Origin of the sequence: Allobosea massiliensis (assembly GCF_042655245.1) — a bacterium.
GTDB lineage: Bacteria > Pseudomonadota > Alphaproteobacteria > Rhizobiales > Beijerinckiaceae > Allobosea > Allobosea massiliensis.
This window is the reverse complement of sequence record NZ_JBHSLU010000037.1, coordinates 1-12744: the sequence shown is the minus strand read 5'-3', so window position 1 is coordinate 12744 and position 12744 is coordinate 1. Positions and strand designations below refer to the sequence as shown.

13 protein-coding genes are annotated in these 12744 nt (G+C 60.5%); all 13 read left to right on the top strand.

All coding sequences use genetic code 11. The annotated features are described in order from the left end of the window. Window positions 1-96: 96 nt before the first annotated feature. The gene (locus tag ACFPN9_RS13085; RefSeq protein WP_377817164.1) at window positions 97-1317 is read left to right on the top strand and encodes an invasion associated locus B family protein; all 1221 of its coding nucleotides are present in this window, start codon (window positions 97-99) and stop codon (window positions 1315-1317) included. Continuing rightward, window positions 1314-1838 (top strand): A24 family peptidase, encoded by a 525-nt coding sequence (locus ACFPN9_RS13080; RefSeq protein ID WP_377817163.1) that lies wholly within the window; start codon window positions 1314-1316, stop codon window positions 1836-1838. Before ACFPN9_RS13085 ends, ACFPN9_RS13080 begins: the two co-directional genes overlap by 4 nt. 83 nt (window positions 1839-1921) lie before the next feature. After that, window positions 1922-2701 carry a Flp pilus assembly protein CpaB gene (cpaB, locus tag ACFPN9_RS13075; RefSeq protein WP_377817162.1) on the top strand — a complete coding sequence of 260 codons (780 nt, stop codon included), beginning with the start codon at window positions 1922-1924 and terminating at the stop codon, window positions 2699-2701. A gap of 10 nt (window positions 2702-2711) precedes the next feature. Beyond that, the gene (locus ACFPN9_RS13070; protein WP_068203702.1) at window positions 2712-4277 is read left to right on the top strand and encodes a type II and III secretion system protein family protein; all 1566 of its coding nucleotides are present in this window, start codon (window positions 2712-2714) and stop codon (window positions 4275-4277) included. Beyond that, window positions 4274-5029 (top strand): CpaD family pilus assembly protein, encoded by a 756-nt coding sequence (locus tag ACFPN9_RS13065; RefSeq protein ID WP_377817161.1) that lies wholly within the window; start codon window positions 4274-4276, stop codon window positions 5027-5029. Before ACFPN9_RS13070 ends, ACFPN9_RS13065 begins: the two co-directional genes overlap by 4 nt. A 6-nt stretch (window positions 5030-5035) precedes the next feature. After that, on the top strand, window positions 5036-6370 hold the full coding sequence (locus ACFPN9_RS13060; protein ID WP_068203706.1) for a CpaE/TadZ family protein: 1335 nt from the start codon (window positions 5036-5038) through the stop codon (window positions 6368-6370). 82 nt (window positions 6371-6452) lie between these two features. Further along, window positions 6453-7856 (top strand): CpaF family protein, encoded by a 1404-nt coding sequence (locus tag ACFPN9_RS13055; protein ID WP_377817160.1) that lies wholly within the window; start codon window positions 6453-6455, stop codon window positions 7854-7856. Between the two features lie 203 nt (window positions 7857-8059). Next, window positions 8060-8851, top strand: a complete 792-nt coding sequence (locus ACFPN9_RS13050) for a type II secretion system F family protein (protein WP_377817159.1) — start codon at window positions 8060-8062, stop codon at window positions 8849-8851. 3 nt (window positions 8852-8854) lie between these two features. After that, a complete protein-coding gene (locus tag ACFPN9_RS13045) occupies window positions 8855-9790 on the top strand; it encodes a type II secretion system F family protein (protein WP_377817158.1) in 936 nt (311 codons plus the stop codon). A gap of 199 nt (window positions 9791-9989) precedes the next feature. After that, on the top strand, window positions 9990-10784 hold the full coding sequence (locus ACFPN9_RS13040; RefSeq protein WP_377817157.1) for a tetratricopeptide repeat protein: 795 nt from the start codon (window positions 9990-9992) through the stop codon (window positions 10782-10784). A gap of 30 nt (window positions 10785-10814) precedes the next feature. After that, complete coding sequence (locus ACFPN9_RS13035) at window positions 10815-11129, top strand: hypothetical protein (protein WP_377817156.1); 315 nt, start codon at window positions 10815-10817, stop codon at window positions 11127-11129. 40 nt (window positions 11130-11169) lie between these two features. Beyond that, window positions 11170-11709, top strand: coding sequence for a hypothetical protein (locus tag ACFPN9_RS13030; RefSeq protein WP_377817155.1), 540 nt, complete (start codon window positions 11170-11172; stop codon window positions 11707-11709). Window positions 11710-11766: 57 nt separating this feature from the next. Next, the coding region (locus ACFPN9_RS13025; protein WP_377817154.1) for a hypothetical protein at window positions 11767-12744 on the top strand (978 nt) is incomplete at its 3' end.

Genomic DNA, 12744 nt, shown 5'->3' with positions numbered 1-12744 from the left:
TTCATCTTGTGATTTTACGGGTATATAGCCCATAAGAAATCGCGTTTTTACGTTTCATTAAATCGGCTCGCAGGGCCTTCTGCGGCGGAGACAATCGTGCAGAAAAATCTTCCCATATTTCTCAGCTGCAGCGTGCTCGCGCTCTCATTCAATGTTGCTGTGAGCTTTGCCCAGCCAAGTCGCCAGATGGCGATCCCCGGCCAGGCGCCCACACTCGTCACTCCGCCCCTCATGATCGAGGCCGGTGATTGGGACGCTCCGGCGCCGGGCGCCGTCACGGGACGCAGCCTCTTCGCCGAGCCCGCAACGGCGCGACCGACAGAAGTGAAGAAGGCGACGCCGGCCAAGGAATCTCTACCGGCGACCTCTTCAAAGCCGGTCTCCGCCAAGGTGGAAGCGCCTGCCACCGTGAAGAAGGTGCCGTCTGCGCCCGAACCCAAGATCCAAGAGGTTGCCTCGCCAAAGGCGCCAGCCCCGGCATTCATCCCGGTGGACACCACCCGCGCCGCGTGGGGTTCTCTCAATGTGGGCGGATCGTCGGCTTACCCGTCCGAGTTGCCGGCAGCACTGGCGCAGCCTGAGGCGGACAAGCCCGCAATTGCGGCACCGTCGGATATCGGCCCACGCGCGGTGCCGGTGAAGCGCCCGGCTTCCGTTGAAAAGCCAGTCGAGAGCGTCAAAGCGGCTGTGACGGCGCCTGCGCCCACCCCCGCCCCGGCGGCGGTAGCCAAGGTGAGGTTCACCGGCAACCAGGGCAAGGCAAAGGCTCCCGAACTGGCTATCCTGCCAAAGGGAACCGTCGATAACGGCGATGTCCTGAAGATGACCCGTGCTTTCGGTGACTGGTCGCTGTCATGCGACATGCAGCTCGACCTGAATGAGCGCATCTGCCGGATCGAGCAGTCGATCAGCAGCGGAGCTGACGAAAAGCTGAACTGGAAGATCGCAACCAAGCCCAACGGTCGCCCGGTCATCGTCTTCGACTTCACCGACAAGATCGATCCCGGCCCGGGCCTCGAGGTCAGCTTCTCGGGATTCGAGAAGTCGCTCGCCTCAACCGAGTGGTCTTGCGACGCCGGAAAGTGCCAGACCTCGATGGACATTGTCGGTCCAGTGGCAGGCTGGTTCTCCGATGCGCCCCAGATCGCGTTCAGCTTCACGCGGGATGGCCAGAAAGTGCGCCTCAATGCTTCGATGAAGGGCTTCCAGCAGGCAATGGCAGCTTCCCAGAACCCGCTCGGCACTCAAAAGGCCGATCCGAAAACGGCCGCTGATGCACCGGCGACCAAGAACGAGAAGACGGCTCAACTCAAATGAACGCCATCGCCGCGCTCGGCCCGGCCGAGACGACCCTCCTGGCGGTCTTCAGCGCGCTGATGATCGCCGCAGGCGTCCAAGACGCCCTCACCATGAAGATCTCGAACAAGATCTCAATCTTGCTGATCCTGGGCTTCTTCATCCATGCCGCCGTCGCATCGATCGGGCCCGTGGAGATCGCCATCCGAGCAGCCACCATGATCGCGATCTTCGCGGTACTGCTCGTTCTGCACCATCACAATCTCATGGGCGGCGGCGACGTGAAGCTGATGTCTGCTGGATCCCTCTGGTTTCAGGCGCCTGAGGCTCTGTTTCTCTACATCGGCATGACCAGCATTTTCGGCGGCCTCGTCACGCTGGCGCTTCAGTTTATGCGCCACACTCCAATGCCCCTTTTCGTTTATCGATGGGATGCATTCGAGCGATGGCAGAAGAATTTCCGATACGTGCCCTACGGCATCGGCATCGCTATGGGGGCGATTACCAGCCAGTATTTGCTTCTAACCCCAATTATGAGATAAACACCGATATCTTTAAAGGCATTTTTGCCCGCCATTTTTAATGCGATTTATTTGGGGATAAAATGATTTCGACTCGATCGATCATGGCAGGCGTCGCGATTTCTGCGATCGCAATTGCCGCCTACACCCTCGGGAAGGGCTCGGCGCCGCCGCCTTCGGCCGCGCCTGCAAATCAGCAGGTCATTGTCCGCGAAAAGCCGGCCGACCCGATGGTCGAAATCCTCGTCGCGGGCAAAGCATTGCCGGCGGGCTCGCGGGTTGGCGCCGAGGACCTGAAATGGGTCGCTTGGCCTGAAGCGCACCGCCCGCCCACATCGGTCCTTCGTCGCGATCGGCCTACGGCACGAGAGGATTTCCAAGGCGTCCTCGTTCGCGCGAACGTCACGGTGGGCGAAACCGTTACCCCTGACCGCTTCATCCTGGATCGCAGCCGCAGCTTCATGTCAGCGGTCCTCACAGAGGGCATGCGCGCAGTCGCGATCCCGGCAAGCCCCGTCGACACAGCCGGCGGCTTCATCCTCCCTGGCGATCGCGTCGACATCCTCCGCGTCGTGACCTCCGCCGGCGGCGCGAAAGCCGAGCCAATCCTCACCAACGTGAAGATTTTGGCGATCGGAAACCAGATCAAGGAAGAGGACGGTCAGCGGACCATGACCGGCGCAACGGCTACGATCGAGGTTCTCCCGGCTCAGGCCGACCTGATCGCTGTCGCGCAAAAGTCGGGCTCCCTGACAATGACTCTGCGCCCCTTCACCAAGGACGCCGGCGAACATCCCGTCCAGGCTGCTCCGCTGGAGAAGAAGGAAGAGGCGAGGTCACTTCGCATCGTCCGCTCCGGCGTTGCCAGCGAACTTCCCCGCTAAGGTTTTTCACATGTCCCTTTTTTCGCTTCAGAAGACGGCGCACGCCGTAGGCCTCGTCGCGGCCATCATGTCAACGCCGGTGATCGCGCAAACGGTTCCGATCATGGCGTACGGTGAGAAGGTCGTCACAGAGACAGCCAGCCGCTCAGGTCGCGTCAGCCAAACCCGCGGCACGAGCCAGATCGTATCGGTCAACGTCGGGAAGTCGGAGGTTATCGACCTGCCCGAGGACGCTGCGGATATCTTCATCGCCAATCCGACAATCGTGACGGCGGTCGTCAAGTCAGCCCGTCGCCTCTTTCTCGTGGGCGTCAACACGGGCACCACGGCAATCTATGTCATGGACGGCAGCGGGAACCGCTTTGCCAACATCGAGATCCACGTGACCCAGGATCTCGCGCTTCTCCGGGAGGTGCTTCGTCAGACCATCCCCACCGCGAAGATCGAGCCGCGCATCGTCGGCAACATGATCGTCCTCAATGGCGAAGTCGACACGCCGCTGGATGCGACGCGCGCTACCGAGATGGCCAATGCCTTCCTCAACGGCCCGCAGGGCGCTCCGGCAGCAACAGGCAATGGCGCGACCACCATGCTTTCGCCGGCTTCGGCTGGAGGAGGGCAGCAGCAGAGCCGCGTGATCAACTCGCTGACCATCCGCAGCAAGGACCAGGTGATGCTCCGTGTGACCATCGCGGAGGTCAATCGCAACGCCCTGAAGCAGCTCGGCATCAAGACTGACGGGAAATGGTCCGTTGGGAACACGGCGCTGAACTTCATCAGCCCGCCGACGGGTCTTTTCAACCCACTGACGACGAACAGCGGCGCGCTGCAGAGCGTAAGCCGGGCCCTCGACGCCGCCGGCGATCCGAAAAGCAGCCGCGGTCTCACGTTCAACGCGATGGAGCAGAATGGTCTCGCCAAGCTGCTGGCAGAGCCGACGCTGACCGCTCAGTCGGGAGAAAGCGCCATCTTCAAGGTCGGCGGCGAGGTTCCGGTTCCCACGCCCAATTCGTCATCGTCGACGGGCGGGAATAACGCCCCCACCGTCGAGTTCAAGGAATTCGGCATTTCGCTGGAATTCACGCCCGTCGTCCTGGGGCCAGGCCGCATCAGCCTCAAAGTGAAGACCAACGTCTCTGATATCGATCAGTCGATTGGCCTGAACATTCCCGTCGGCACAGACGGCCAGACCATGCTGGTCCCCGGCTTCCGCTCGCGTTCTTCGGAGACGACCGTCGAGCTCCCCAGCGGTGGCAGCCTGATGACGGCCGGCCTCATTCAGCAGAATTCGCGCACGTCGCTCGGAGGCATCCCGGGTGTCAGCAATCTTCCGATCATCGGCGCGCTCGCAAGGTCGCGTGACTACACCCGACAGGAATCGGAGCTGATGATCACCATCACCCCGTACCTCGCCAAGAGCGTCAATTCGAAGGAGCTGACCCGTCCGGACGCCGGCCTACGCGACGCATCTGATGTCGCTGGCGTCGCACTGGGCCAGATCAACGTCATCAACGGCTCGCGCAAGGCAAAGCCGTCAACGCGCGCGCTCGACGGCGCCGGTTTCATCGTTAAGTGATTTTGGAGCGCACCTTGTTCAATTTTCGCATCTGTTTCGCTGCCGCAGCAGCACTCTCGCTCGGCGCCTGCTCGCAGCTCGCCGAGAGCAATCCCCCGGCCTATGCGCCGACCCACCAGGAGCGTTTTCCGATCAAGCTCGCCAATGCACCGGAGACCCTCGAAGTCTTCCCGATGCAATACGCCTCGCTCGACAATGACCAGAAGCTCACCGTCGCCGACTTCGGGAAAGACTTCCGGCGCAGCAGCAAGAGCGTGATGAGCGTCGCGGTTCCTGCCGACGTCAATGGTCGCGTCGACGCTCAGACCGCAGCGCATGCAAAGCAGATCCTGAAAACGCTCCAGGACAACGGCGTCGCTCGCTCGGCGGTTCGGGGCCAGACCTACCTGCCCAACGACCCGACCGGGCTCAACCCGATCAAGCTGACATACGTCAAGGCCAAGGCTGCCGTGACCGAGCAGTGCGGCCTGTGGCCCGACGATACCGGCTTCGCCTCGATCGAACCGGGCATCGAGAACCTGCCCTACTACAATCACGGCTGCGCGACGCAGCAGGCGATCGCAAAGCAGATGGCGGACCCGATGGATGTCGTGCGCCAGCACCGTCCCTCACCAGTCGACGCGGCGCGGGCGACAGCTGTCATCTCGACTTACCGCGGCGGTCCGACAACCAGCAGCGCCGACGCCAACACGTCGTCGACGAACGGCGGCGGCTCCAACGCAAGCGGCAACTCCACTTCGAGCCGGAGGTAATCAGCCATGCTCGATCTCGAAAACATCACCGTTCCTCGGATCTCCATCGAGGCCTGGTACACAACTCCGCAGACGGCCGAAGCGATCGCTGAAGCGACCAAGAGCCGCGCGCTTCACCGCAAGCGCAAGGTCGACATCAATCGCTACGACCTGGATGAGATCACCCAGCGATACACCGACAATGCGACGCCGGACCTCATCATTCTCGAAATCGATGGCGATTCGGCCACAGTGCTCGAAGCTCTGGACAGGATCGCCAACGTCACCCAGGGCACGACGAAAGCCATCGTCGTAAGCCAGGTGAATGACGTCAAATTCTACAAGAAGATGATCGATTTCAAGCTCTCCGGGTACCTTCTCGGTCCTGCAACGACGCCTGAAATCCTCAATGCGATCGCGCAGATCTACGCGCCCAACGGCTCGACGAAGGGCAGAATGACGGCCGTCATCGGCGCCGCGGGCGGCGTCGGAAGTTCGACGATCGCGCAAAACATCGCCTGGAACATGGCTGAGGTACACGGGCACCAGACGCTTCTCGTCGACGCGGACATTGCGTTCGGAAGCGCGCTCTTGAACTTCAATCAGGCTGCCGACCGAGACCTCGGTGACGCTCTTTGGGCCGAGGACGTCGACGAGACGTTTCTGAGCAATATCATGATCCCGCTCGGGGATCGCCTTGAGCTTCTCCCCTCGCCGGCGAGCCTCGAGAAGGCAACGAATTTCGAGACCGTGCGGGTCGAAAGGGTTCTCGACGCGATCAAGAATTCGTCGCCGAACATCGTGATCGACCTGCCCCACGATTGGGGCGTCCTGTCCAACCACGTCATCAACGAGGCCGATGACGTCATCGTCGTAGGAACGCCCGACATCATCGGCCTTCGCAACACGAAGACGATGATCAAATATCTGGCCGCACTTCGCGCCGATATCAGCGCCTACCATTACATCATCAACAATGCCGGGATCCCGAAGCGCATCAGCGTCAGTGAGGAGGAATTCCTGCAGGCCATCGGCATGCCGCCACTGGCAGTCCTCCCCTATGACCCGGCGCTATTCTCGGCGGCTCTGGCAGAGGGGCAGGCTTTCACAGCAATGCATCCTTCATCGCCTATCACCGGGCAGTTTTCCAACATCGCGTTGAAGCTCGTCGATGAAGCGGCCGTCATCAGTGCCCCTGAGCCCATCGAGATCAACACCTCAGCCAGCAAGAAGCTGATGGCCCTCCTCGGGGGCGGAGCGCGTAAGCCGGCGAGCACGGCGAAAATCGACCTAAGCCCCTCGCCCAAAAAGGCCGGGCTGCTCGCAAGCCTAAAATCGTCGGTGAAAAGAAAATCGGCTTAGGCTATAAGCCAAGGGCTCGCTCAAAAGGGCGGGCCCTTTTTTCATTGATATTTTTCAACCTCGATTTATCGGGAATATTCTCATGTTCGGCCGTCGCAATGACGAAGCACCTGTCGCATCTCGCGCGCCCAATTCTCGCTCAGAGCCCACCCGCAAAGCTCTGCCTATCGCCCTGGCGGAGCACATTCCGAGCGAGGATCGATCGGTCATCTTCCTCAACAACAAGCGCGAGATCACCGAGTCTGTCCTCCACACAATGGACGCCGGTCGCTTCAATGACATGGCCGAAGAGGAGGCCCGGAGCGAGCTCGCCAAAAACATCGCCGAGGTCATCAATCAGAAGAATCTGACGCTGACCCGAGAAGATCGGGCAACGATGACGTCGGACATCATCAATGACGTGCTCGGCTGCGGCCCGCTCGAACCTCTCCTCGCGCGCGACGACATCGCCGATATCATGGTCAATGGCATCGATGACGTGTTCATCGAGACCAAGGGCAAAATCTCGCGGACCAACATCAGCTTCAATGACGAGAAGCAGCTCGAGAAAATTTGCCAGCGCATGGCAAACCAGGCCGGGCGCCGCGTCGATCTTTCGTCGCCGATCTGTGACGCGCGTCTTCCGGACGGATCCCGCATCAACATCATTCTGCCTCCGCTTTCCATTCGCGGCCCCAGCCTGACAATCCGAAAGTTCCGCAGGGACCACCTGCGCATGCGCAATCTGGTCGAGTTCGGCGCAATCTCGCCGGAGGGCGCCGAGCTGCTTCGGATCATCGGCCGGGTACGCTGCAATGTCATCGTCTCTGGTGGAACGGGTTCCGGCAAGACGACGCTGCTGAATTGCCTTGGCGAGTTCATCGACGACGACGAGCGCACCGTGACCTGCGAAGACACGGCCGAGCTGCAGATCCAGAAGCACCACGTCGTGTCGCTCGAAACCCGCACGAAGAACCTTGAAGGCGCCGGCGAGGTCAAGATGGCTGACCTCGTCAGGAACTGCCTCCGCATGCGCCCAGACCGCATCATTGTCGGTGAGGTTCGAAGCGGCGAGGCTTTCGACCTACTGCAGGCGATGAACACGGGCCACGACGGCTCGATGGGAACGCTGCACGCCAATAGCCCCCGCGAAGCGGTCTCTCGCCTCGAGTCGATGGTGATGATGGGCCAGTCGGCACTCCCCTCAAAGGTCATCCGAGAGCTCATCAAATCGTCCGTCGAGATCATCGTCCAGACGAAGCGTCTTCGCGACGGCTCGCGACGCATCACGCACATCACCGAGGTGACTGGCATGGAAGGCGACACGATCACCCTCCAGGACATCATGATCTTCGACATCACCGGCGAAGGCGCAAAGGGCGCAATCCTGGGGCACCATGCATCGACCGGCGTGATGCAGCCGAAGATGATCGAGCGAGCCCGCTATTTCCGCGAGGACGCGAACCTGGTCGCGGCCTTGCAGAACGCCCCGAAGAGCAAGAAATGAACGCGAGCAGCCACGTGCTTTCCGAAAACCTATGGGTGGTGGCGATGCTCATCGTCGCCATCGGCTTCATCGTCTTTATGCAGCTCAAGCCGGAGTTCGGCGCAGAGCGAGCCGCGACATCGCGCGTCAAGGCGCTCACCAAATCCCCCGTCATCGAGAACCGCAGGCGCCGGAAGCTCTCGCCTGACGAGCGCCGCCGCCAGATGATCGCCGAGGGACTTCGCCAGGTCGAAAAAGGACGATCAGCCGATCCGAAGTCGCTCGAGGTTCTACTGGACCAGGCCGGCATTCTCTGGTCGACCCGCCTCTACTGGACCTACAGCGTGCTCGTCGGCGCCATCATCGGTGTCGCCGCAACCTTCATCACCAGCAATGCCTATATCGGCCTGATGATGATCGCGCTGGGGTCCTATTTCCCCATGCGGCTTTACGTCCGTCGCGCTCGGGCAAAGAGGCTTCGCCTGTTTGTGAACGAACTGCCAAACGCACTGGACATGCTCGTCCGCGGCGTCAAGGCGGGCCTGCATATGACGGAGTGCTTCCGCAGCATCGCGCGAGAAGCGAAGGAGCCTCTTCGCTCAGAGTTTCAGCGCGTGGTCGATGCCCAAGCCATCGGTATCACGATCGCTGACGCGATCGCGCGCCTCGCTGACCGAGTGCCGACGCCCGAGACCAACTTCCTGGCGATCTCCGTTGCGCTTCAGTCAACGAGCGGCGGCAGGCTGTCGGAAGCACTGGACAACCTGTCCAAAACGCTACGCGACCGGAAGGCCATGTATGGCGAGATCGCAGCCATGAGCATGGAGGCCAAGTCCTCGACGGCCATTATCGGCGCCATGCCCTTCCTCTTCCTCGCCGGAATTCATTTCACCGAACCGAATTACGTCCTGCCCCTCTTCCGCACCACCATTGGCATCATGGTTTTGATCGGTGCGGCGAGCTGGATGCTGATCGGGCTCTACATCATCAACAAAATGTCGCAGATCAAGGTCTGAGCCATGGGCAATGAACTCGTTATCGGAATGTGCCTCGTCGTGGGCTTGGCGGCATGCGTCGCCTACTTCCTCCCGACGTTCTCAAAGCGTGAGAACATCTCCATCCGGCTCGACGCACTCACATCGACGCCGGCAATCCAGACCTTCGGCCGCGCCGGCGATCCGCAGCGGCGTCGGATCAGCCTTCTTCAGGAGATCTCTAAGTTCACCGTCGATCGGTTGAAGCTTCGCTCTCTGCTGCGCCGCGGCGACTACAAGGACAAGCTCTTCAGGGCCGGCTATCGGTCGCCGTCCGCTGAGACCACCTTCATTTTCGCGCGGTTCGCAGCTCCGATCATCTGCTCACTGATCGCGTTGATCTACCTGTTCGGGCTGCAGGTGACGGACTGGCCAGCCCCCGCGAAAGTCACCGCCGTCATTGCGTCAGCATTGCTCGGCCTGAAGCTCCCCGACATCATCATCAAGAATGCCATGGATAAGCGGCAATCCGACATCCGCATGGCGTGGCCGGACGCACTGGATCTCATGGTCATCTGCGTCGAGTCCGGAACGACCGCTGAAGCCGCGTTTCGCCGCGTGGCAAAGGAAATCAGCATCCAGTCCGAACCGCTCGCACAGGAGCTCAACTTTACCCTCGCGGAGCTGAACACCCTCTCCGATCGGACAGCAGCCTATAAAAATCTCGGCCTGCGAACCAATATCGATGAGGTGAAAAGCACATGCACCGCCTTGATCCAAGCTGAGACTCAGGGTACACCAGTAGCGTCGGCGCTTCGCTCAATGTCTGCGGAGTCGAGGACGTCACGAATGCAGGTCGCAAAAAAGAAAGCGGCCTCCCTGGGACCGAAGCTTACGGTTCCGATGATCCTATTTTTCTTGCCTGTACTGTTCGTGATCATCATTATGCCTGGAGTGATCGACGTTATGGGTTGGAAATAATTCCGGCTCGTGCAAAATCGAATCTCATTCCCGATGAGACTGGCCGCTGCTGGGGCGTGAAAATTTCACCCAAGCTCATCGGATAAGCGGCTTTGAAATGCACAGCCAGGCCTCCTAAAATCAGATATAAGAAGACGGATTATTCAATTTTAATCCCATTTTTTTCGCCATCCGGCGCCCAGAATAAAAGCGGAATTCGATGTTTCAAAAAGCCATCAGGATTTTCAGCGTCAGCGCGCTCGCATTGAGCCTCGGCGCGTGCATGACACTGCCCGGCGCGCCGACGGCGCAGGCCACGGTGGATCCGGCTCTGACGTCCCCCGACCTGAACACGCGCGCCCAGGCGCAGGCTAGCGCCTACAAGGCCAATCCTCAGGATGCCGCGAATGCGCTCGCCTATTCCGAGACACTCGCGTCTCTGAGCCAGCACGAGCAGCAGAACGCTGTGCTCGAACGCGTCGTCATGAGTGGTGTGGGCGACGCTGACGTTATGGCCGCCTATGGGAAATCACTCATCTCGATCGGCGAATATGCTCGGGCCGATCAGGTGCTCTCCCAGGCCTTTCAGGCCGACATGCCCGACTGGCGCGTCCTTTCAGCGCGAGGCGTCGCCAACGACAAGTTGGGCAATCATCGCGAAGCGCGCACGCTCTACGAACACGCACTACGCGTGAAACCAGAGGAGCCGTCGGTTCTCGCCAACCTCGGCCTTTCCTACGCATTCGAGCGTGACTACGGTCAAGCCGAGGTTTTCCTGCGGCGCTCGATCGCTCAGCCAGGTGCGGATCCGCGGGCTCAGCAGAATCTCGCGCTGATCCAAGGCCTTCAGGGCAAGAAGGATCAGGAAAAGGCCACGCTCTCGAAGGTGGCTTCAGGTGAAGACACGAACGACGCTCTTGCGGCGACCGCCAAACTGAAGCGCGCTCAAGAGGGCACGCCTCGCAATGTGCCGGCGGCATCACAGCGCACGCGGCCAAAGCTCGCTTCCCAGTGAGATCAAAGTTTCGGTGAATGGCGCCGCGCGATGCGGCGCCATTTTTTTATTTCCCCGAAAAAATCCCGCAATTCCTACACAGTTTCGTTCTTTCAATTGATCCGCCCGCGCCCAGCCGCTATCAGGCTAAACGCTTCAAGAACCAAGAAAATTGCGATGATCAATTCTTCGATTGTTTCCGACCGCGTCCGTCTCGGCATTGCGCTCGTCAGGTCTGGTCACACCGTGTCCTCGGCCGCCGTAAAGGCTTCCCTTCCCGAGGCTGAACTTGGCTTTTGGCACGAGATCGACCAGCGCGGGATCATGCCGCGCGAAAGCGACGCCACTCGGCGTAGGATGAACTGAACCAACTGGAGGTCATCCCTCCAGCTTGAAATCCCGTCTAATGCACATTGAAGCTGAAACTCTTGCTCATCTCGAGGAAGACGAATTCCTCGCTGGTGAAGAGCGCTTTTCCCGGTTCCTCGAGGGCGAGCTCGACGAGGATCTCGTGATCGTCGACGACATCTTCGAAAAGTCCGTCGTCGACATCCTCGCGGACTACCCTTGCGACTTCGACAGCCTGAGCTCGCCGACCGCATCAATTCGAGCGCCGGGCTACATTTTCGCCGACCACGACGCCGGCGTAGTTCTCCTGGCACCGACTGGCGACATCGCCGGCGTCTACCTGGGGCCCGATCTCGCGATCTCCGACGAACACCGCGACCGCGGCTTGGGCGCAGAGCTTGTGCTGGAAAGGGTCTTGCGTGAAGGCGGGTCGCCAGTCTGGGAATTATCGCGGCCTTGCTACACACGCGCCGGCCGACGTGCACACGCAAGCGCATGGCGGCTATTGCGCGATCCGCCATTTATCGATCAGAAAATTCGATCGCTGAAAGTCGCATATACGGGTGCTGGCTTCGTTGAAGCCCCAGCGGCCGCATGACATAATATTCCTGCCTAAACCGCTGTTATTCGATCCGAACGCATTTTTGGAATTGCCATGAAATCCGATTATCATTCTTCCGCTTCTCTGGCGGGAGCGGTTTCGCTTGTCGCCCAAGCCCGCTCATCTGACGAACGCCTGGAGAGCCTGCAGCGTCTCATTTCGGAAGCCCGAGCCGAAATTGAAGGCATCGAAGCAGCTCCGCGAATTTTCACTGCCGAGCTCGAACACCCGCGACACGGGATTTACAAGATCGGCGTCGATCCCGAGAGCTTGGACGGGACCACCGGCTCTCTCATGGACATCTCGCTCGCCCTGCTCACGTCGGCAACGCGCCTGGCGGCGAGTCGCTCGATTGACCCTCGCTCATTCGACACAGAGGCGGATCATGAAGCGGCGATCGGCAAGCGAGCTGCCAGCTTCCAGATCATCGGCATTCGCCACAGCGACGACGCCTTTCGCTGGATGGCCAAAGGAGCAACAGGTCAAGGGGAGCCCTTTGAGACCTATGTCCACGCGGTCGACAAGCAGGAAGCCGACTTCCAGGCACGCTGGCATGCAGCGACGCTGAAACGCCGCGCGCCGATCGAGCTAGAAAGCCTCCCGAGCTTTCTCGGGAGCCTCTACGAGGTATCCATCGATCTTGTGGAACCGCGGCCGGTCGACCTTCAGGAGCTCGCAAAGGCAGCAACAGATCTGATCGATCATATCCGCGGCATCGGCCAGGCCGATCCCGCAATGACCGTCATTCGCAGCGCGCAATTCGCAGCCCTCGAGGACATGCTTTCGAAGATAGCGGCCGCTAACGTCCCCCAAGCCTCTGCGAAGGCCGCCAAGGCTATCCCAGCTGTTGCGGCACCGGAGCCCATTGCCGCGTCTTTCCCCGCCGCTGATGACGCCCTGGCCACGCAGGACCTGCCCCACAGCCCCCCAGATGTCCAGCGACATTCGGAACTGACCCCTTTGCGTCATGAAGAACTGACCCCCATGCCGATTGCCTTTAGGCGGTTGCGGATTGCGGCGTCGCAGCGGCCT